General features: G+C 67.0%; 20 protein-coding genes. 14 read left to right on the forward strand and 6 right to left on the reverse strand.

Features of this window, described 5'->3' with window-relative positions; translation table 11 throughout:
* Positions 1 to 20: 20 nt before the first annotated feature.
* Positions 21 to 1,070 (reverse strand): ubiquinol oxidase subunit II, encoded by a 1,050-nt coding sequence (gene cyoA / locus AC1DOX_RS25775; RefSeq protein ID WP_441623030.1) that lies wholly within the window; start codon positions 1,068 to 1,070, stop codon positions 21 to 23.
* 148 nt (positions 1,071 to 1,218) lie between these two features.
* On the opposite strand from cyoA, the gene AC1DOX_RS25780 reads away from it, so the two are divergent.
* Positions 1,219 to 2,538, forward strand: coding sequence for an MFS transporter (locus AC1DOX_RS25780; RefSeq protein ID WP_441623032.1), 1,320 nt, complete (start codon positions 1,219 to 1,221; stop codon positions 2,536 to 2,538).
* Between the two features lie 68 nt (positions 2,539 to 2,606).
* On the opposite strand, the gene cynR is transcribed toward AC1DOX_RS25780, so the two are convergent.
* Complete coding sequence (gene cynR, locus AC1DOX_RS25785) at positions 2,607 to 3,569, reverse strand: transcriptional regulator CynR (RefSeq protein WP_441623034.1); 963 nt, start codon at positions 3,567 to 3,569, stop codon at positions 2,607 to 2,609.
* A gap of 121 nt (positions 3,570 to 3,690) precedes the next feature.
* Between cynR and AC1DOX_RS25790 the strand changes: the two genes are divergently transcribed.
* The 4 genes from AC1DOX_RS25790 (at position 3,691) to AC1DOX_RS25805 (ending at position 6,559) form a co-directional block, all read left to right on the forward strand.
* Positions 3,691 to 4,353, forward strand: coding sequence for a carbonic anhydrase (locus AC1DOX_RS25790; RefSeq protein ID WP_441623036.1), 663 nt, complete (start codon positions 3,691 to 3,693; stop codon positions 4,351 to 4,353).
* Between the two features lie 209 nt (positions 4,354 to 4,562).
* Positions 4,563 to 5,042 carry a hypothetical protein gene (locus AC1DOX_RS25795; protein WP_441623038.1) on the forward strand — a complete coding sequence of 160 codons (480 nt, stop codon included), beginning with the start codon at positions 4,563 to 4,565 and terminating at the stop codon, positions 5,040 to 5,042.
* A gap of 25 nt (positions 5,043 to 5,067) precedes the next feature.
* The gene (locus AC1DOX_RS25800; RefSeq protein ID WP_441623040.1) at positions 5,068 to 5,562 is read left to right on the forward strand and encodes a P-loop NTPase family protein; all 495 of its coding nucleotides are present in this window, start codon (positions 5,068 to 5,070) and stop codon (positions 5,560 to 5,562) included.
* Between the two features lie 70 nt (positions 5,563 to 5,632).
* A complete protein-coding gene (locus AC1DOX_RS25805) occupies positions 5,633 to 6,559 on the forward strand; it encodes a LysR family transcriptional regulator (protein ID WP_441623042.1) in 927 nt (308 codons plus the stop codon).
* Here the strand turns inward: AC1DOX_RS25805 and madM are convergent.
* Positions 6,552 to 7,331 carry a malonate transporter subunit MadM gene (madM, locus tag AC1DOX_RS25810; RefSeq protein WP_441623044.1) on the reverse strand — a complete coding sequence of 260 codons (780 nt, stop codon included), beginning with the start codon at positions 7,329 to 7,331 and terminating at the stop codon, positions 6,552 to 6,554. The genes AC1DOX_RS25805 and madM overlap by 8 nt on opposite strands.
* Before the next feature lie 14 nt (positions 7,332 to 7,345).
* Positions 7,346 to 7,780 carry a malonate transporter subunit MadL gene (gene madL / locus AC1DOX_RS25815; protein WP_441623046.1) on the reverse strand — a complete coding sequence of 145 codons (435 nt, stop codon included), beginning with the start codon at positions 7,778 to 7,780 and terminating at the stop codon, positions 7,346 to 7,348.
* Positions 7,781 to 8,102: 322 nt separating this feature from the next.
* Here madL and mdcA point away from each other — a divergent pair, with 322 nt between their 5' ends.
* The 8 genes from mdcA to AC1DOX_RS25855 all read left to right on the forward strand — a co-directional run bounded on the left by mdcA (position 8,103) and on the right by AC1DOX_RS25855 (position 15,139).
* Positions 8,103 to 9,755, forward strand: a complete 1,653-nt coding sequence (mdcA, locus tag AC1DOX_RS25820; protein WP_441623048.1) for a malonate decarboxylase subunit alpha — start codon at positions 8,103 to 8,105, stop codon at positions 9,753 to 9,755.
* On the forward strand, positions 9,755 to 10,708 hold the full coding sequence (locus AC1DOX_RS25825) for a triphosphoribosyl-dephospho-CoA synthase (protein ID WP_441623050.1): 954 nt from the start codon (positions 9,755 to 9,757) through the stop codon (positions 10,706 to 10,708). Before mdcA ends, AC1DOX_RS25825 begins: the two co-directional genes overlap by 1 nt.
* Entirely contained in the window at positions 10,708 to 11,031 is a 324-nt protein-coding gene (locus AC1DOX_RS25830; protein WP_092142687.1) for a malonate decarboxylase subunit delta, read from the forward strand. The genes AC1DOX_RS25825 and AC1DOX_RS25830 overlap by 1 nt, the downstream gene beginning before the upstream one ends.
* Positions 11,028 to 11,888, forward strand: coding sequence for a biotin-independent malonate decarboxylase subunit beta (locus AC1DOX_RS25835; protein WP_441623052.1), 861 nt, complete (start codon positions 11,028 to 11,030; stop codon positions 11,886 to 11,888). The genes AC1DOX_RS25830 and AC1DOX_RS25835 overlap by 4 nt, the downstream gene beginning before the upstream one ends.
* On the forward strand, positions 11,885 to 12,703 hold the full coding sequence (gene mdcE, locus AC1DOX_RS25840; protein ID WP_441623054.1) for a biotin-independent malonate decarboxylase subunit gamma: 819 nt from the start codon (positions 11,885 to 11,887) through the stop codon (positions 12,701 to 12,703). Before AC1DOX_RS25835 ends, mdcE begins: the two co-directional genes overlap by 4 nt.
* 41 nt (positions 12,704 to 12,744) lie before the next feature.
* The gene (locus tag AC1DOX_RS25845; protein WP_441623056.1) at positions 12,745 to 13,398 is read left to right on the forward strand and encodes a malonate decarboxylase holo-ACP synthase; all 654 of its coding nucleotides are present in this window, start codon (positions 12,745 to 12,747) and stop codon (positions 13,396 to 13,398) included.
* Positions 13,395 to 14,324, forward strand: a complete 930-nt coding sequence (mdcH, locus tag AC1DOX_RS25850) for a malonate decarboxylase subunit epsilon (protein ID WP_441623058.1) — start codon at positions 13,395 to 13,397, stop codon at positions 14,322 to 14,324. Before AC1DOX_RS25845 ends, mdcH begins: the two co-directional genes overlap by 4 nt.
* Before the next feature lie 113 nt (positions 14,325 to 14,437).
* Positions 14,438 to 15,139, forward strand: a complete 702-nt coding sequence (locus AC1DOX_RS25855) for a glutathione S-transferase C-terminal domain-containing protein (RefSeq protein WP_441623060.1) — start codon at positions 14,438 to 14,440, stop codon at positions 15,137 to 15,139.
* Positions 15,140 to 15,200: 61 nt separating this feature from the next.
* Here AC1DOX_RS25855 and AC1DOX_RS25860 read toward each other — a convergent pair whose 3' ends face one another.
* Both AC1DOX_RS25860 and AC1DOX_RS25865 read right to left on the reverse strand, forming a co-directional pair.
* Positions 15,201 to 16,631, reverse strand: a complete 1,431-nt coding sequence (locus tag AC1DOX_RS25860; RefSeq protein WP_441623062.1) for an HDOD domain-containing protein — start codon at positions 16,629 to 16,631, stop codon at positions 15,201 to 15,203.
* Positions 16,631 to 18,400 (reverse strand): putative bifunctional diguanylate cyclase/phosphodiesterase, encoded by a 1,770-nt coding sequence (locus tag AC1DOX_RS25865; protein WP_441623065.1) that lies wholly within the window; start codon positions 18,398 to 18,400, stop codon positions 16,631 to 16,633. The genes AC1DOX_RS25860 and AC1DOX_RS25865 overlap by 1 nt, the downstream gene beginning before the upstream one ends.
* Between AC1DOX_RS25865 and AC1DOX_RS25870 the strand changes: the two genes are divergently transcribed.
* On the forward strand, positions 18,399 to 18,812 hold the full coding sequence (locus AC1DOX_RS25870; protein ID WP_441623067.1) for a hypothetical protein: 414 nt from the start codon (positions 18,399 to 18,401) through the stop codon (positions 18,810 to 18,812). The genes AC1DOX_RS25865 and AC1DOX_RS25870 overlap by 2 nt on opposite strands.
* Positions 18,813 to 18,837: the final 25 nt, after the last annotated feature.

Here is an 18,837-nt window from a genome sequence, read left to right on the forward strand (position 1 = left end):
TCGTGGACGGCCGGTGGCGGCTATCGCAGCAGCCGCGTGCCGTCGTTCGACACCGGGCCGGCCGCGAAATCCGGCGCATCGATGGCCGTGTTGCTGGCCGTGCAGATGTATGCCGAGGGATCGAACTTGCCGCGACTGGTGTCCAGCGCCATCGTGTCTGAACGGCACGCGCCGCCGTCCACGCAGCGATTCAGGATCGTGTTGTAGAGATCCGGCGCCACGCTCGCAAAGCGCTGCACGGGCACGCTCTCGCTGGGCTCGGCCAGCTTGAGATAGGTCTCTTTCGACAGCGGCGTGCCGGCGGCCTTGACCTGCTGAATCCACCGGTCGAATTCTTCATTGGACAGGCCGTGGAACTTGAAGCGCATGTGCGAGAAGCCCGCACCGCTGTAGTTGGCCGAGAGTCCGTCATAGACGCCGGGTTTGTTGATGACGGCGTGCAACTTGGTTTCCATGCCGGGCATCGCGTAGACCATGCCGGCCATCGCAGGCACGAAGAAGGCATTCATCACCGACGTGGCAGTGATCCGGAATGCGATCGGGCGATCCACCGGCGCGGCCAGTTCGTTCACGGTGGCGATGCCCTGTTCCGGATACAGGAACAGCCACTTCCAGTCCATCGCCACCACCTCGACGGTGAGCGGCGTGGCGTCCGGGGGCACCGTACGATTTGCGTCGAGGTGCTTCAGCGGACGATACGGATCGAGCTGGTGGGTGCTCACCCAGGTCACGGCGCCAAGCGCGATGATGATGAGCAGCGGCGCGGCCCAGATCGCCAGTTCCAGCACGGTGGAGTGGTCCCACTCGGGGCTGTATGGGGCGTTCTTGGCATTTTCCCGATAGCGCCACGCAAACAGCAAGGTCAGCACGATCACCGGAACGATGATCAGCAGCATCAGGCAGGTGGCGATGAGGATGAGGTCGCGCTGGCGCACGGCCATGTCGCCGGATGGCGAAAGCAGCACTGCATTGCACCCGGCCAGCCCCGCGGACAGGCCGAGCGCAGCACATCGCAAAAGCAGTCTTCCCGTCGCACGTTGCGGTTGTGCCGCAGAATCGAAGCGTCGCATGGTCGCGGAAGTGGCGTTTGAGGAACGTCGAGCGCCGCTCGACGCAACTATCTTTCGATTTCCTATGGCAGTTTAGGCGCTATTCTTGTCAGTGACGGACTTTGAGTGCAGTACGAAATCCCTCTCGCGTGCCAAAGGAGACCCCACGATGCCCAGCGTGACTCACCAGCATCGCGCATCGCCGACTGCACCTCCGGCGCCTGGCCACCATCAGGTGGCGCCCGCCGAAATTGCCACCGGGGTTGTCATTGGCCGCGCGTCCGAATACTTCGACTTCTTCGTCTACGGCATTGCCTCGGTGCTGGTGTTTCCCTCGGTCTACTTTCCGTTTGCGGGAGAACTGGCCGGGCTGCTCTACAGCTTCACGATCTTTTCCTTCGCCTTCATCGGCCGGCCGTTCGGCACGGGCCTGTTCATGCGGATCCAGCGCCGGTGGGGGCGCGGCATCAAGCTGACGGCGTCGCTGTTCCTGCTGGGCACGGCCACGGTGGGCATCGCCTTCCTGCCCTCGTACGCGTCGCTGGGCAGCGCATCGATCTATCTGCTGGCGTTCTTCCGCTTCCTGCAGGGCATCGCGTTCGGCGGATCGTGGGATGGCTTGCCGTCGCTACTGGCGCTCAATGCGCCGGCGCACAAGCGGGGCTGGTACGCGATGGTGGGCCAGCTCGGCGCGCCCACGGGCTTCATCGTGGCGGGATCGCTGTTCCTGTTTCTCCACGCCAGCCTGGACCCGAAGGAATTCATCGAATGGGGCTGGCGCTATCCATTCTTCGTGGCATTCGCCATCAACGTGGTGGCGCTGTTTGCGCGGCTGCGGCTGGTGGTGACGCACGAATACACGCAACTGCTCGATGAAGGGGAACTGGAGCCGATCAGCACGCTGCAGATGGTGAATGCCCAGGGCTTCAACATCTTCCTGGGCGCGTTTGCCGCGCTGGCGAGCTATGCGCTGTTCCACCTCGTGACCGTGTTTCCGCTGTCGTGGGTCAGCCTGCATCGGACGCAGGACATCAGCGATGTGCTGGCCGTCCAGATCGCCGGCGCGGGGATTGCGTTCATCGGCACGCTGATCTCGGGCTGGATCGCGGACCGCATCGGCCGGCGTACCACGCTGGCGGTGATGGCGGTCCTTATCGGCATCTTCAGCCTGTTCGCGCCGTGGCTGCTCGATGGAGGCGCGACGGGGCAGGACCTGTTCATCCTGGTCGGCTTCGCCTTGCTTGGCTTGTCGTACGGCCAGTCGGCAGGTGTGGTGACGTCCAACTTCGAACGGCGCTACCGTTACACGGGGGCCGCGTTGACGACGGACTTCGGCTGGTTGTTCGGCGCCGCCTTCGCGCCGCTGGTGGCCCTCGGCCTGTCTTCCCAGTTCGGGCTCGGCGCGGTCAGCGTGTATTTGCTGTCCGGCGTCGTCGGCACGCTGGTGGCGCTGCGCATCAACCGCGTGCTGGGCACACCGGAGGAATGACGGGGCGGATGGTCGACGCGGTTGTCGATGCGATCATCGGTCCCTTCTCATCCCTCTTCATCTCCCCTTCATCGGCCCGGTTTCTTTCCCAAGCCTGTCGGCTGCATCGCCACCTTCGCCGCCCCGGTCCGGGCGGCCTTGCGTGGCTTCGGCATGAGGTCGCTGTTTAGCGCGAATTCGACGAAGGCTCGCGCCGCAGCGGTCCGGTAGGCTCCCTTTCGCTGGAGCAGCGCCGCGCGTCGCGGCGGCAGCGGCGTGTGCAGTGGCAGTATCCGCAGGTCCGCATGATCCGCCGCGATGGCGGCGGGCAGCACCGTGGCATGGCGCCCGCTGCGCACGGCGTCAAGCACTGCGCTCACCGAGTTGGCCTCGATGGTGATGCGCGGCGCGATCCCCAGTGAGCCGAAGTAGCGGGCGATATAGCCGCGCGTCGCAAACTCCCGCGTCAGCATCGCCATCGATTCGTCCGCCAGCGCCGTCGCGTCCAGCGGCGTGCGGCGCCGCGCCAGCGCGTGCGTGGCGCCCACGATATAGGCCAGCGCTTCTTCCATCAGCGGCGTGGCTTCCAGATCGGGCAGATGGATATCGTCGAAGGCGATGCCGATGTCGATCTGGTCGTCGGCGAGCAACGGCTCCACGCGTTCCTGCGGCATTTCCCGCACGCTCAGCGTGATGTTCGGATATTTCGCGTTGAAGGCGACGATCAGTGGCGCGACGAGGTAAGGCGTGAACGTGGGCGTCATCGCCAGCCGCAGATTCCCGCGCGTCAGCTCGCCCACATCGTGAATGGCGCGCCGTCCGGCTTCCAGGTCCTGCAGCGCGCGGCGCGCATGGATAAGGTAGGCCTCGCCGGCATCGGTCAGCCGTACCGTGCGGCCGGAGCGGTCGAACAGCGGCGCGCCAAGCGTTTCCTCCAGCTGGCGAATCTGCTGCGACAGCGTGGGCTGCGAGACGTGCAGCGCCTCCGCCGCACGCGTGAAGTTGCCGGCCTCGGCAACGGCCAGGAAGTAGCGAACGTGACGTAGCAGCATGGGTAGAGGTATTGGTATTGCCAATGGCAAGGATAATAAACCGGTCTTTGACCCAATGGCCGATTGCCGCCATGCTTGCATCCGACGTGATCCCAGCCGAATCAGCCAGAGGGAGCATCCGGTGAAAGACCTGATCGAAGGAATTCTGAAGTTCCAGCGCGAGGAATACCCCAAGCGCTCGCAGCTGTTCAGGCAGCTGGCGACGCAGCAGCATCCCAGCGTGCTGTTCATCGCCTGCTCGGACAGCCGCGTGGTGCCCGAGCTGCTGACGCAATCCGAGCCCGGCGAGCTGTTCGTGATCCGCAATGCGGGCAATATCGTGCCAGCGCACGGGCTGCAGCCCGGTGGCGTGTCGGCCAGCGTGGAGTACGCCGTGGCGGGGCTGAAGGTTCGCGACATCGTGATCTGTGGCCATTCCGACTGCGGTGCGATGACGGCGGTGGCCACGTGCCAGTGTCTCGACCATATGCCTGCGGTGGCCCAGTGGCTGCGCCACGCCGATGGCGCCAGGCGCATCAGCCTGGCCCGGCCGCACGCATCGGACCGCGATCGCGTGGACGACATGGTGCGCGAGAACGTGGTCGAGCAGCTCGCCCATATCCAGACCCATCCTTCCGTGGCGCAGGCGCTGGCCGAGGGCCGCGTGGACCTGCACGGATGGATCTACGACATCGAGACTGGCGGCATCCTCGCTCTCGACGCTAGGACCGGCAGGTTCGTGCCGCTGGCGGACCATCCGGAGGTCTGCGCGACGCCCGCGAGCGCGCAAGCCAGGACGGCCTGATCTCGGCCTGACCTCGCGTCAATCCCACAAGAACGCGAATCGAAGCTCCCGCAATCTTGCGGTGCGGCATGGCTGGATGTCCTGAATGGAAGACATCCAGCCGCGTTGCAGGCAGCCAACATACCCCCTTCAATCCAAATTGCGCGGCGGCGTGCGCCTGATACGCTGCCGGGTGCAGTCCTCATCCCACAACATAGTCGGAGGCGTACATGCGATTCAGGGGTCTTGTTGCAGCCGTTGCCGTAGCCGTTGCGTGCAGTGTCTCTCATGGCGCCCTGGCGGCCGCGCCGACGATCACGGACCTGCCGGTCAAGCTCGGCGACTCGGTGGAAGACGTCAAGCGCGCACTGGGCACGACGTTGGAACCGGAGCCGATGGAGAGTGCGGTGCCCAATATGCCGGGCCGCCCGAAGAAATTCCAGCTCCGCCTGAAGACCCGGGGTATCTGGGTCTTCTTCGAAAAAGACCGTGTGGTGACGTATCGCATCGACGCACCGTTCCGTGGCAGCGTGGGCGGCGTGAAAATCGGCGACGACGTCAGCAAGCTCAGGAAGCTTCTGGGCGAGCCCGTCAAGGTCAACAACTTTGCCGGGCGCACCCGCTACACGTACTACTTTGACGATGAGACGACGACCAACATCGTGATGTCGGAAGACGATGCGGTGGAGACGATCTTCTTCATCAAGTAGCCGCACCAACGTGGCGCCACCGCGCATGGACCTCGTCCGCACCATCGTTATTGGCAATTCCGGCGCCGGCAAGAGCTGGCTGGCGGCGCGTATTGCGCAGCGGATGCAGGCCCCATGGATCGACCTGGATGGGCTCAACTTCGAGCCCGGTGGCTATGACCTATCGCGTCCGCGCGAGGTGGTGCTCGCGCTGGCGCAGCAACAGGCCGCGCAGCCGCGCTGGGTCATCGAGGGCATCTACGGGTGGATCGTGCGCGAGATTGTCGGCCATGCCACCGCGCTGATCTGGCTGTGCGTCGACGAGGACGAATGCGTCGCGAATATCCACCAGCGCGGCATGCGCGGGGGCGCGAGCGAGCAATCGTTCGCGGACCTGATTGCGTGGGCGGAAAGCTACCGCGGCCGCGACGGGTCCAGCGCCTTCCTGGCGCATCAGCAAATCTTTGAAGCGTTCACCGGTGACAAGTACCGCATCCGGCAGCGAAGCGATGCCGTCGATTTGCTGGGCACCATCGACTAAGACAGGGCCGTCTGCAGACTTCCCGGCCGGCGTATCATGGCGGTGTCTTCACCTCGCCGCCATTGCCCCCATGCCCCCGCGCATCAGCGAAGAAATCACCTTCCGCAAGCTTGAGGCCCTGCTGGCCTTCATGGAGACCGGCAACCTGGCCAAGGCCGCCGAAGCGCTGGACGTCAGCGCGGTCAGCGTGCATCGTGCGCTGCATTCCCTCGAGGAAGGCATGCGCTGCGCGCTGTTCCGCCACGAGGGGCGCAACCTGTTGCCGACCGAAGCCGCCCACGTGCTGGCCGATGTGGCGCGCGACGTGCTGAAAACGATGTCGGACGGCATCCGCATCACGCGCGAGGCGGCGGGCTATTCGGCCGATCAGCTCAAGATCGGCTCGCTCTATTCGCTCACCATCAGGACGGTGCCGCAGGTGGTGATCGGCATCAAGATGCGCCGCTCGGCGCTGCAGACGGAACTGGTGCTCGGCTCCAACGCGGACCTGCTGTACAAGCTCAGGCAGGGCACCATCGACGCCACGCTGATGGCACTGCCGGAGCCCGACGCGGAGATCGAGTCGATCCCGATGTTCGAGGACGACATCTTCTTTGCCACGCCCGCGGATTCCCACTATGCGCAGCTTGAAGCCATTGACCTGCGCGCCTGCCGCGACGAGCCGTTCGTCTCGCTGGGCGAGGGCTTCGTGACCTCGAGTGGATTTGCCGAAGCATTCCGCATCGCCGACTTCATGCCGAACGTGGTGATGAAGGTCGGCGATATTTTCTCGCTGATGAACCTTGTGGGCGGCGGCATCGGCTACACGCTGTTGCCGGGCCGCGTGCGCGACGTGTTTGCGAAGAACGTCGCCTTTGTGCCACTGACGCCGGAGTACGGCCTGAAGCAGACGATCGGGCTGAGCTTCCTGCGACGGCGCGAGCGCGATCCAAACCTGCTCGCGCTCGCCGCCGTCTGCCGCATGCTGACTCAATCGGACGCTGCGCGCATCAGTTGACCAGCGCCTTCGTCGCCAGGAACAACACCGAGGGGCCCATCAGGCAGCCGAGCCCGGTGTGGAACGTGGCCACCAGCGCGCCGTAGGGCACCAGCCGGCGATCGGTCGCGGCCAAGCCTGCGGAGACGCCGCTGACCGTGCCGGCCAGACCGCCGAATACCATCGCCGCGCGCGGATTGTTCGGGCCCAGGAAGCCCGCCGCGAACGGCGTGCCGACCATCACGATGATCGCCTTGACCAGGCCGGTGGCGATGGACAGTGCGATGACGTCCGAGCTGGCGCCCAGCGCGGCACCGGTCACCGGACCCACGATGTAGGTCACCGCGCCCGCGCCGATCGTGGTCATGCTCACCGCATCGCTGTAGCCGAACGCGTGCGCGACCGTCGCCCCGACCACGAACGGGATCACGGTGCCCAGCAGCAGCGATACCGCGCCCACCAGGCCCGCCTTGCGCGCCTCCGTAACCTGCACTTCGAACGCCGTCGCGACGATGGCGAAGTCCCGCAACATCGCGCCGCCCATCAGGCCGATGCCGGAGAACAGCGTGAAGTCGGCAAGGCCCTTTTCCTTGCCCGTCATCACCCCGCCGTAGTACGCGAGGCCAAGCCCGATCAGGATGGCGATGGCGGACGCATGGATGCGGCCGGCGGTGAGGCGTCGCGACACTTGCGACGATACCCACATCACAATGCCCACCGTGGCGAAGGCCGTCACCAGCCCGTTGTGCAGCAATACATCCTGAAGCATGTGAATCAGCGAAATCGAGGCCATGTTCGTCTCCCGGATCAGCGATGGGCTGCCATTTGCGTCGATACCGGCGCGGGCGGGGGCGTGGCCCCGTCGTCCGACAGGGGCGGCAGCGGCTCGTGGTCGCCGGTGCGGCTCAATACCGCGATGCAGCATGCCGCGGCCAGCACGGCTAGCACGGCGGCCAGCAGCGCGACGGGCCCGCCGCGCAGCGCGGCCACCACGTTTTGCTGCGCCGCCATGGCCACCACCACCGGGATATACATCGCGCCCCAGAAGCCGACGCCGGCTTCAGTCTCCTTCGGCAGCAGTCCGCGGTTGTGCAGATAGAGGCGGATGGCGATCAGCAGCAGCATGGCGATGCCCACGCCGCCCACATTGGCCTTGACGCCGATGGCAATGCCAAGCAGGTCGCCCAGGAACAGGCCGGCGAGGTGGCAGAGCGCCAGCAGCGCAGTCCCATAGATGATCATGTTGTGTCTCCTGTGTGGCTGTCGGCATCGGCGTGGTGTGAGGGGGCCGGGGCTCGCAGCCTGATGTTTTCGGTCGTGCCCGCCAGCGAGGGGAGGGGAAGCGCAGGGGAAGGGCGCAGGGGGCACGGCTGGATGCTAGGGAGCCGGCCCGGTCGCATCAATCAACCCGGCGCGTGGATCGTTACGCTCTGGTTAATCCCCCGCGTGCGCGCCATTACACCCAGCGTAACGATCCGTCGCCGGGCGTGATTGTTTGCCTTGCGGACCGGACGTATCGTGTCCAGCATCGACAGACACACGGCGAAGCCACGGAGACGACGCGATGCCAGATCCAACCCGACAATGGGACACCCGCCGCGCGGAGAAACGTCGCCGCCAGGGCCTGGGCGCACGCCTGGCCAGCGGCAAGGTGGTGCCCACCGAGGACATGGTCCCGTTCCTCGAAGCGATCACGATGCCTGGCGACCGCGTGGTCCTGGAGGGCAACAACCAGAAGCAGGCCGACTTCCTCTCCCGCTCGCTGGCCGAGGTCGACGCCGCGAAGGTGCACGACCTGCACATGATCATTCCCAGCGTGAGCCGCGTGGAACACCTGGACCTGTTCGAGCGCGGCATCGCCCGCAAGCTGGACTTCGCCTTTGCCGGCACGCAGAGCGTGCGGATCTCCCAGTTCCTGGAGGACGGGCAGCTCGAGGTTGGCGCCATCCACACCTATATCGAGCTGTATGCGCGGCTCTATGTCGACCTGACGCCACAGATCGTGCTGATCGCCGGCTACAAGGCCGACCGTGACGGCAACCTCTATACGGGCGCCAGTACGGAGGACACGCCCGCGCTCGTGGAAGCCGCCGCGTTCCGCGACGGCATCGTGATCGCGCAGGTCAACGAGATCGTCGACGATCCGGCCGACCTGCCGCGCGTCGATATTCCCGGCTCCTGGATCGACTATGTGGTGCAGGCGGACAAGCCGTTCTTCTGCGAGCCGCTGTTCACGCGCGACCCGCGCTTGATCAAGCCGGTGCACGTGCTGATGGCAATGATGGCCATCCGTGGCATCTACGAGCGCCATCAGGTGCAATCGCTCAACCACGGCATCGGCTTCAATACCGCAGCCATCGAGCTGATCCTGCCGACCTACGGCGAATCGCTCGGGCTCAAGGGCAAGATCTGCAAGCACTGGACGCTGAACCCGCACCCGACGCTGATTCCGGCCATCGAATCGGGCTGGGTGGAGAGCGTGCACAGCTTCGGCAGCGAACTGGGTATGGAAGACTACGTGGCCGCGCGGCCCGACGTCTTCTTCACCGGCGCGGACGGCGCGATGCGCTCCAATCGCGCGTTCTGCCAGCTGGCGGGCCAGTACGCGGTGGACCTGTTTATCGGCTCCACGTTGCAGATCGATGGCGACGGGCATTCGTCTACCGTCACGCGCGGCCGCCTGTCCGGCTTTGGCGGTGCGCCGAACATGGGCCACAACCCCGGCGGGCGGCGCCATGCCACGCCGGCATGGCTGGACCTGATCGAGACCGACGACCCGCTCGCGCGCGGCCGCAAGCTGGTGGTGCAGATGGTGGAGACGTTCCAGGCCGGCGGCAAGCCGACGTTCGTCGAATCGATGGATGCGGTGCAGGTGGCGAAAGATAGCGGTATGCCGCTCGCGCCCGTGATGATCTATGGCGACGACGTGACGCACGTGCTGACCGAGGAAGGCATCGCCTATCTCTACAAGGCGCGCTCGCTGGAAGAGCGTCGCGCGATGATCGCCGCCGTGGCCGGCGTGACGCCGATCGGCATGCGGCATGATCCGGCCACCACGCGCAAGATGCGCAGCGATGGGCTGATCGCGCTGCCGGAGGACCTGGGCGTGCATCGCGCGGACGCCACGCGGTCTCTGCTGGCGGCCAAGAGCATGGCCGACCTCGTCGAATGGTCCGGCGGCCTGTACACGCCGCCGGCACGCTTCAGGAGCTGGTGATGGCACGGCAAGGGTTGCAACGGCTGGCGAAAATCGAGGCCGATCCGGCGGCGGAAGCCATCGGCGATCTGGCGGTTGGCGTGCTGGTCGACGAGGCCACGCTGACGCCGAAGCCGGGACTCGTCGATGCGCGCGGCAGCGGCGCACACCGCGATCTCACGCTCTCGCTGATGATCACCTCCGCGCACAGTCTGCGTGAGGCGTTCGTGGCGATGGCCGAAGCGGGGCGGCATGCCATCGGTCTCGATGGCGGATTGCGCGAGCGGCTTGGCGCGCTGGGCCGCGAGGCGGAGGCGACCATGCTCGCCGCGACCGGTGGCGTCAACACGCATCGTGGCGCGATCTGGTGCCTCGGGCTGCTGGCTGGCGCCGCGGGCTGGCTGCGTGCTGGCGCCGGCGTCCATGCGATTGCCGACGCGGCGGGCGCCATCGCGCGGCTGAGCGATCGGCATCGCCCCTCGCACACCGGTAACAAGGGCGAGCTTGCATGCAGCGCGTACAACGTGGGCGGCGCGCGGGCGCAGGCCGAGGCGGGATTCCCGCAGGTCCTGCGCTACGGCCTGCCGATGCTGCACGCCAGCCGCGCACGCGGCGACGCGGAGCCCAGCGCGCGCGTCAACGCGCTGCTGGCGATCATGGCGTCGCTGGACGATACCTGCGTGCTGGCGCGTGCCGGGCGCGAAGGGCTGGCGCATATGCAGGCGGGCGCCGCCGCCATCCTCGATGCGGGCGGCATCGGCACGCTGGCCGGGCGTCGTGGCCTGCGCGCGCTGGAAGCGGGCATGCTGGCCCGCAACGCATCGCCGGGCGGCGCGGCGGACTTGCTCGCCGCCACGCTCTTCCTCGACCGGCTGCAAGCCGCTCAATTCGCCAACCAATGCGGCAACCCACGCGGCAACGAACGCGACGACGCACGCGACGACGCACGCGGCAACCAACGCGGAGACCAATGATGGAACAGCTCCAGTTCGAATATCCTGCCGGCGCACCGGCCCGTCAGCGCGTGCTGGTAGGGGTGGTGGGCTCCGGCGACCTCGAAGTGATGATCGAACCCGGCGATGCCGGCAAGACATCGATCCACGTGACGACCTCGGTCGACGGCTATGCGCGCGTGTGGGATGCGCAGCTCACGCGCGTATTCAGCGCGGAGCCGCGTGCGGCCATGCGCATCCGCATCCATGATTTCGGGGCCACGCCGGGTGTGGTCGGCATGCGGCTGGCCGAAGCCTTCGAAGCCCTCGACTCGTCTGGCAATGCCGGCAAGGGGGACGCATGAACCGCGACGCACTGCTGGCCCGCGAGAGTTTTGTCGAACTCGGCGCGCGTGCGCGGGCGCGCGCCTTGCTGGATGCCGGATCGTTCCGTGAACTGGCCGGTCCGTTCGATGGCCTGAGGTCGCCGTGGCTGGAGCGCCAGGGCGTGGTGCCACAGGGTGACGATGGCGTCATCGTCGCCAAAGGCACGATCGATGGGCACCCGGCCGTCGTGCTAGCCATCGAAGGCGCCTTCCAGGGCGGCAGCCTTGGCGAAGTCGGCGGCGCCAAGATCGCCGGCGCGCTGGAGCTGGCGGCCGAGGATAACCGGCAGGGCATCCCCATGCGCGCGGTGATCCTGTTCGAGACCGGTGGCGTGCGGTTGCAGGAAGCCAACCTGGGCCTGGCCGCCATTGCCGAGATCCATGCCGGCATTGTCGACCTGCGGCGCTACCAGCCCGTGATCGGCGTGATCGCCGGCCAGGTGGGGTGTTTCGGCGGCATGTCGATTGCGGCGGGGCTGTGCAGCGCGCTGGTGGTGACGCGTGAAGCCCGGCTGGGCCTGAATGGCCCGGCGGTGATCGAGCAGGAAGCGGGCATCGCCGAATACGATTCGCGCGACCGGCCGTTTATCTGGAGCTTCACGGGCGGCGAACAGCGCATTGCCACGAGTCTGGCGGATCGCTATGTCGACGATGACAGCGCGACCATCCGGCAAGTGGTGGCGGAGCTGGTGTCATCGCCGACGCCGTCCGTGCCGCGCAGCGCGCGGCAGGACGCTTATCTGGAACGTCTGGCGGGCTACAACCCCGCGGTGCAGGCCACGCCGGAGACGGTCCGTACGCTTTATGCGCCCCTGGTTGCCGGAGATTCGCAATGAGCACCGATATCAAGACGTCCCGGGGCGAGGCGTGGCTCGCCGCGCTGAGTGGCAACGCATCGCGCCTGCCCGGCTATCCGCCGTCGATCCAGGTGGCGGATGCCGAAATCGCCGGCCGAATGGCGCGGCTGATCGCCGTCGTGCCGGATGCGGACAGCCCCTATCCGCGTGCGCGCCAGGGCGAGGTGGGCCTGCTGGAGGGCTGGTCGCTGGCCCGTGCCGTGCATGAGGTGGTCGCCGCGGACCGCGACGCGCCGGTCAAGCGCGCCATCATTGCGATCGTCGATACGCCCAGCCAGGCCTATGGCCGCCGCGAGGAGGCGTTCGGCATCCATCAGTCGCTGGCCAGCGCAGCGGATGCTTACGCGACGGCGCGGTTGCAGGGCCATCCGGTGATTGCGCTGCTGGTGGGCAAGGCGATGTCCGGCGCGTTTCTCGCGCACGGCTATCAGGCCAACCGGATCCTGGCGCTGGCCGATCCGGGAGTGCAGGTCCATGCGATGGGCAAGGAGGCGGCCGCGCGCATCACCATGCGCAGCGTCGACGACCTGGAAGCGTTTGCCGCGACCGTGCCGCCGATGGCCTATGACATCGACAACTACGCCACGCTGGGTTTGCTGTGGCAGCGTGTGAAGGTGGCCGACGCGGCAGCGCCGCGTGGCGAGGACGTGGTTGCCGTGCGCGATGCCTTGCAGGCCGCGCTCGCCGATATCGACGCCGATCCGCATCGCGATCTGCGCAGCCGGCTGGGTGGCGAGAACCGCCAGGCATCGGCGCGTACGCGGGAATTGCTGGCGCGCCAATGGCGGGAGTGAAGCCGGAGGCGAGGGCGACATAAGGACGGCATGGCGACGACATGAACATGGCGACAACGCGGATGCGCACCCCGCAGCCCCACGACCTGATCTGGATCGATGACCCGGAAGCCTTCGTTGCCGGTGAGTCGCTGCCGGACTGGGCCGATGTGGCATGGCTGGCGCGGGCGCCAGTGGTGGTCCGGCGTGATCAGGCATCGGACGGCGGGATTCCGGTCGGCCTGCGGGGGCGCTCGCGCGCGCAGCGTCATGCCGCGTGGCTGACGGCCGCGCAGTGCGCGCGCGTCATGTCGCCCGAGGCAATCGCCCGGCAGGCGCGCTGGCGCGATCATCCGCGCCTTGCGGAGATACCAGCGTTGCGTGAACTGTCGCGCGTGGCGCCACGGCTCGATGATCGCCAACTCGATTGGGGCGTGACCGGGGCGATCGGATTTGCGCTCGCGTCGGACATCGACGTGCTGCATCCGGGGAGCGACGTGGACTTGCTCATTTCCTCCCCGACAGCGCTGTCGGATGCCGAGACGCAATGGCTCGGCGCGTTGATCGACGGCGCGCACGAGGCGCGGCTCGACATTCAGGTGGCCACACCATTCGGCGCGTTCACGCTGCGCGAGCGCCTGCGCACTGGCGGCCGCGTCTTGCTGAGGACCGCCACCGGCCCGGTCCTCCGCGCGGACCCGTGGCAGCCGGCATGAGCACGCTGCTGACCTTTCCGGGGCAGGGCGCGCAACGGCCCGGCATGCTCCATGCGCTGCCGGATCATCCTTCCGTCCACGAAACCCTGACGCAAACCAGCGAGGCGCTCGGGCGCGATGTCCTGTCGATGGACGATGCGGCGAGCCTGACGTCGACCGTCTCCGTGCAGCTTTGCCTGCTTGCGGCCGGCGTGGCGACGGCACGTGCCCTGCTGGCCGAAGGCGGGCGGCCCGATGCCGTCGCGGGGTTGTCGATCGGCGCGTTTGCGGCGGCGGTGATCGCCGGGGTGATCGCATACGACGACGCGGCCAGACTGGTGGCGCTGCGCGGCCGCCTGATGGAGGAGGCCTACCCGCAGGGCTATGGCATGACGGCGATCCTCGGACTGGAACGCGGGCCGCTGGAAGCAATCCTGGCGCTGGTGCATGGCGAGGCATCGCCGGTGTACCTTGCCAACCTGAATGCGCCGACGCAGCTGGTCATCGCCGGCACACACGATGCCATGGCTCGCGTGTCCGCGCTGGCGCTGGCCGCGGGCGCGCACGCCGCCAAGCCGGTGGCGATTGCCGTGCCGTCGCATTGCCCGTTGCTGGATGATGCGGCTACCAAACTGGCGCGCGCGTTTGACGGCATCGCACTGCATCGGCCCCGGCTACGGGTGTTCAGTGCCAGCGCGGCGCGGGAGCTGCGCGACCCGGTGCGCATTGCGGCGGACCTCGCCCACAACATGGCCATGCCCGTGCGCTGGCACGAGACGCTGCTGCTGGCGCGCGCCTGCGAGATGCGGCTGGCGGTGGAGATGCCACCGGGCAACGTGCTGACCCGCCTGGGCAAGCTGGTACTCCCGGAGGCCGTGGCCTGCGCGGACATGCGCATGGATAGCGTGCTGGTGCTGATGCACCGGGAGTCTCGCGGCGCGGCGTGACATGGGGTGACGGGGGAAGGCTTGGCGGGGTTGCGCGGGTTGCCGCACGACGCCGGTAGCGGGGCGATGGACTAAGCTAAGACCGGCGACTCAAGGCGGAAGGGGGCAGCGACATGATTACCCTGTATTCGTACCCGGACCTGTTTGGCCTGGAGGACAACAATCCCTACGGCCTCAAGGTGTTCGCGGTCCTTCACCTGTGCCGGTTGCCGTTCACACATCGGCATATCCTGGACACCCGGGCGGCGCCACGCGGCCAGTTGCCGTATGTGGACGATGATGGCGAGACGATCGGCGACAGCGACGCGATCATCCGCCATCTGAAGACGCGCCACCGCCTCACCATCGACGACACCCTGACGGATGCGCAGCGCGACACGGACCACATGGTGCGCCGCACGCTGGACGATCTGTACTGGGTGATGTCGTATTCGCGCTGGCGCGACGAGCGCTACTGGCCGCGCTTCAGGGATGCCTTGCTGCAGACCCACCCGGACCTGAAGGAGGCCGACTTGCAGGCGGCCAAGGCGTACAACGCCGAGCGCTATTACTACCAGGGGATCGGGCGGTACGAGCCGGAAGCGGTGTACGCACGCGGCATCGCGGACCTGACGGTGGTCGCCAACCTGATCGGGGAGCAGCCCTTCCTGTTCGGGGCCGTGCCGACCAGCGTCGATGCGGCGATCTATGGGTTCATCGCCAATATTTACGGCTACGACATCGACACGCCGCTGAAGCAGCATGTATCGTCCCGGCCAAATCTGGTCCGGCACGTCAATGGCGTGCGGTCGGCAATCGGCCAGGTGCCGCTATGAGCTGAGATGTCGCTGAGATGCCGTGTGGATGCAGCGCCCGCAGGCGCGGCCCCGGAAGACGCTATCGCTGCGGCGCGGCGCGCAGCACCCCGGCGGCGATCTCCTGCATCAGCTGGTCCACCATGTCGAGTTCCGGATCGCCCAGTCCGCCATTGAGGCGCGTGGCACCCCAGTCGCCGTAGATCAGGGCGATGCAGCGGTTGCGCATCTTCACGGGCGCCAGCAGGATCGATCTCGCATCGGGAATCGCGTCGCGGTACCAGCGCGGGATGCGGGGCGCGATTTCCGGGTCGGTCGAATCCTCGACCAGCATGGGCCTGGCGGACAAGCCGGCAAAGTGGAAGATGTCCGGCACGAAGCCTTCCTCGAAGGACAGGGCGGCCAGCTTTTCGCGCATGCCGTCGCCAAAACCCAGCCGTGCGTGAAAGCGCTTGGTCGCGGGGTTCAGCATCATGAGGAAACAGCGCGAGCAATTCAGCGCGCGCATGGTCGATTCCAGCACCATTGGCGCCAGTTGCGACACCGACAGGCCGGCGCCTTCGCGCCGGACCTCGGCCAAGCCCTGCCGCAGCCGTTCGAGGGTGTCGTCGGGCTTGCCGGGGTGCGTGGCGGGCGCGTTGTCGTGCGCCGGCGCTTCGGCCTTTGCGATGGACGTATTGAGCACGTCCGCCTGGCGCACCGCGCTGCCCACGTCGCTGCCATGCAGGCCGAGCACCTTGGCGTGCGCCATCAGCAACGATTCGACGGCGTCAGTCGTGCCATCGCGCACCATGGTGGCGGCAGCCTGCGCGGAGACCTGGGCGATGGCGGCCAGCCAGTCGGCATGGGTTTCCAGCACCGTGTCCGGGGACAGCGTCCTGGGCTTCATCGCATGGGCGATCAGGCCGGGCAGGCGCCACTTGCGCGCGGCACCCTCGGCGATCTCTTCCATCGATACGCCCAGGACTTCCTGGCAGGCTTCGTTCTCGGTCATCGGATGCGTGGCGCACATCGCCTCCACGCGCTCCCATTCATCCGGGAAATAGAACACCGGCAGCAGGCGGCTCATGTGGTGCATCAGCGTGCAGACGACCGCTTCCTCGCCCTCGTTGATGCCGTGCGCCTGGCTCAGCGCGCGCGTGATCTCGCCGGCGACCAGCGCACGCTGGAGCGCCTTGGCGGCCTGCGGGCGCTGTGGCGCCACGCCGTGGAAATAGTCGAGCAGCTGGATGCCGAGCGTGAGGTGGCTGACGGCCTCCACGCCCAGCACCAGGATCGCACGCGAGACCGTGGTGACTTCGCCGCCGAAGGACCGGTACATGGCCGAGTTGGCCAGCCGGATCACCTTCTGGGACAGGCTGAAATCGGACAGCACGCTCGTGGCCATCTCGCCGACGGTCAGGTCGGCGTTCAGTGTCTTGAAGATGTTGTCGACGCAGTACTGCAGCGTCGGGAAGTCTCCCTGCTGCGCCATGCGTGCCCACAACGTCTCGAAGAACTCCGTCTTGGACATCAGGCCACCCGCTGCAGGAACACTTCGCCCTGGCCCATGACCAGGCGGCCATCGGTCACGGCCAGTTCGAAGTCCACGGGGCTCAGTGCGCGGGCGTAGCGCCAGCCCTGCACGAGGTCGCAACCCTGCGCGGCCAGCAGGTCGCCCTGCGCGTCGGTTTCCACGCCTTCGGCGATGGCCACGAGCCCAAGCTCGCGCGCCAGCGACAGCACGGCGGAGACGATCGTGCGCGCATGCGGGGAGTCCACCATGTCCGCCACGAAGCTGCGGTCCACCTTCAGCGCCGACAGCGGGAAGCGGCGCAGGTAGGACAGGCTGGAATAGCCGGTGCCGAAGTCGTCCACGGCAAAGCGGATGCCCAGCGCACGCAGCGACATCAGCAGGTCTTCCGCCGCCTTGGGGTCCGTCATCAGCGCGCTTTCCGTGATTTCCAGCACCAGGCGGTCCGCGCCGATGCGCGCGTCGTGGATTGCGTTGCGCACGCTTTCGAAGAAGCCCGGATGCAGGAACTGCACCGCCGAGACGTTGACCGACATGTGGCCCACGTGGATGCCCTGCGCGTCCCAGGCCGCGAGCTGCGCGCACGCGCAACGCAGCGCCCAGGCGCCGAGATGCTTGATCAGCCCGTTCTTCTCGGCCACGGGGATGAACACGTCGGGCCGGATCTCCTTGCCCGCGTGTTCCCAGCGCATCAGCGCCTCCACCGCGCAGACCTGAGCCGACCCCGGCCAGACGATCGGCTGGTAGTGCAGCAGGAACTCGCCGTTCTGCACGGCTTCGAACATGCTTTGCTCGATCTGGAACTGCTCGTCCAGGCGGCGATCCAGCTCCGGGGAATAGACACAGTAGCGGTTCTTGCCGAGCGCCTTGGCCTCGTACATGGCCAGGTCGGCGCGGCGCAGCCACTGCGACTCCGATTGCATGGCGCCGGAAGCAAACGCCAGCCCGATGCTGGTGGTGATGCGCACCTGGCAGCCGCCCAGCAGGAACGGCTGGCGGCAGACATGGATGACGCGCTCCAGGATGCGGATGGCGTCGGCCTCGGCCTCCAGGCCGTCCAGCATCAGCACGAATTCATCGCCGCCCAGGCGTGCCACGCTCTGGCGACCGCGCACGATGTCCTCCAGCCGCGCGCCCACTTCCTTCAGCAGGGCGTCGCCAAATTCGTGGCCGAGGGAATCGTTGATGTTCTTGAAGCCGTCCAGGTCCATCAGGGCGACCGCGAACGGCTGGCCCGCGTCGGGGCCGGATGCATATTCTTCGATCCGCTTGCGGATAAACGCCCGGTTGCCGACGCCGGTCAGCGGGTCCAGGAACGCGCGCTCGGTAAGCTCGCGTTCGCTCTCCACCCACTCGGTGATGTCGTAGCCGAACAGCAGCAGACTGGGTTCACCGGTTCCGGAGGGGTGATGGACGATGCGCAGGTCGAGCCAGCCGCTCGCGCCAATCCCGCCGAAGATGCGCACGCGCTCCCGGCGCGGGGCGCCATCCTGCGCCGTGTCGTGCAGCAACCGGGCGACGCGGTCGCGCGATTCCAGCGCGATGATGTCCAGCACGGAGGTGCGCAGCAGGTATTCGTGGGGGTAAACCAGCAGATCGGCCGTGGCTTCCGTGGCTTCGAGGATGCGACCCTGGATGTCGACCCGCATGGCCAGCGCGCCGGAAGCTTCCAGCAGCGCCCCGGCCTCGCCCGTGGCCGGGCGGGCGCCGGTACGTCCGCGGTCCGCGGAGTCTGGCGCCAGGGGAACATCGTATGAAAACGCGGTCATGTTTTCCTCGGCCCGGGACCCAATGGTCGCTGGCCTGATAACGGTAAAAATGGGGAAAACGTTGCGACACCCGGGCAAAGCCAGTCCGGGGCAATTCCGCACCCGGAACATGACCACTGGCTTCGTCAGTGCCGAACGGATCGACAGCGACGATTCTAATACGACCTTGCGCCACGCTGACGTCCGCGGTGGCGATGCGCACCCTGTCGTCGGCGCGGCTACAACACGACGCCCCGTGCATGGGCTGGCCGCGGCGATTTTGGGATTGACACCGTTACGCGAAATGCGGACACTCACCTTCATGTGCTACCTCGACATCCGCACCGGCTCCCGCAGCGACGTCCATCTCGACGTCCGTAGTGCCGCCCGCATTGCCGCGATTATTCGCACCATTCCTCGAATGGTGGGTTAGCGCGCGTCGACAGGTAGACAACACA

This window comes from Cupriavidus sp. 01L415, from assembly GCF_056400065.1.

Bases quoted from the DNA above. Each gene is read 5' to 3' on its own strand.
- cyoA (WP_441623030.1), bottom strand. From the start codon at position 1,070: ATGCGACGCTTCGATTCTGCGGCACAACCGCAACGTGCGACGGGAAGA.
- AC1DOX_RS25780 (WP_441623032.1), top strand. From the start codon at position 1,219: ATGCCCAGCGTGACTCACCAGCATCGCGCATCGCCGACTGCACCTCCG.
- cynR (WP_441623034.1), bottom strand. From the start codon at position 3,569: ATGCTGCTACGTCACGTTCGCTACTTCCTGGCCGTTGCCGAGGCCGGC.
- AC1DOX_RS25795 (WP_441623038.1), top strand. From the start codon at position 4,563: ATGCGATTCAGGGGTCTTGTTGCAGCCGTTGCCGTAGCCGTTGCGTGC.
- AC1DOX_RS25800 (WP_441623040.1), top strand. From the start codon at position 5,068: ATGGACCTCGTCCGCACCATCGTTATTGGCAATTCCGGCGCCGGCAAG.
- AC1DOX_RS25805 (WP_441623042.1), top strand. From the start codon at position 5,633: ATGCCCCCGCGCATCAGCGAAGAAATCACCTTCCGCAAGCTTGAGGCC.
- madM (WP_441623044.1), bottom strand. From the start codon at position 7,331: ATGGCCTCGATTTCGCTGATTCACATGCTTCAGGATGTATTGCTGCAC.
- madL (WP_441623046.1), bottom strand. From the start codon at position 7,780: ATGATCATCTATGGGACTGCGCTGCTGGCGCTCTGCCACCTCGCCGGC.
- mdcA (WP_441623048.1), top strand. From the start codon at position 8,103: ATGCCAGATCCAACCCGACAATGGGACACCCGCCGCGCGGAGAAACGT.
- AC1DOX_RS25825 (WP_441623050.1), top strand. From the start codon at position 9,755: ATGGCACGGCAAGGGTTGCAACGGCTGGCGAAAATCGAGGCCGATCCG.
- AC1DOX_RS25830 (WP_092142687.1), top strand. From the start codon at position 10,708: ATGGAACAGCTCCAGTTCGAATATCCTGCCGGCGCACCGGCCCGTCAG.
- AC1DOX_RS25835 (WP_441623052.1), top strand. From the start codon at position 11,028: ATGAACCGCGACGCACTGCTGGCCCGCGAGAGTTTTGTCGAACTCGGC.
- mdcE (WP_441623054.1), top strand. From the start codon at position 11,885: ATGAGCACCGATATCAAGACGTCCCGGGGCGAGGCGTGGCTCGCCGCG.
- AC1DOX_RS25845 (WP_441623056.1), top strand. From the start codon at position 12,745: ATGAACATGGCGACAACGCGGATGCGCACCCCGCAGCCCCACGACCTG.
- mdcH (WP_441623058.1), top strand. From the start codon at position 13,395: ATGAGCACGCTGCTGACCTTTCCGGGGCAGGGCGCGCAACGGCCCGGC.
- AC1DOX_RS25855 (WP_441623060.1), top strand. From the start codon at position 14,438: ATGATTACCCTGTATTCGTACCCGGACCTGTTTGGCCTGGAGGACAAC.
- AC1DOX_RS25860 (WP_441623062.1), bottom strand. From the start codon at position 16,631: ATGTCCAAGACGGAGTTCTTCGAGACGTTGTGGGCACGCATGGCGCAG.
- AC1DOX_RS25870 (WP_441623067.1), top strand. From the start codon at position 18,399: ATGTTTTCCTCGGCCCGGGACCCAATGGTCGCTGGCCTGATAACGGTA.
- AC1DOX_RS25865 (WP_441623065.1), bottom strand. From the start codon at position 18,400: ATGACCGCGTTTTCATACGATGTTCCCCTGGCGCCAGACTCCGCGGAC.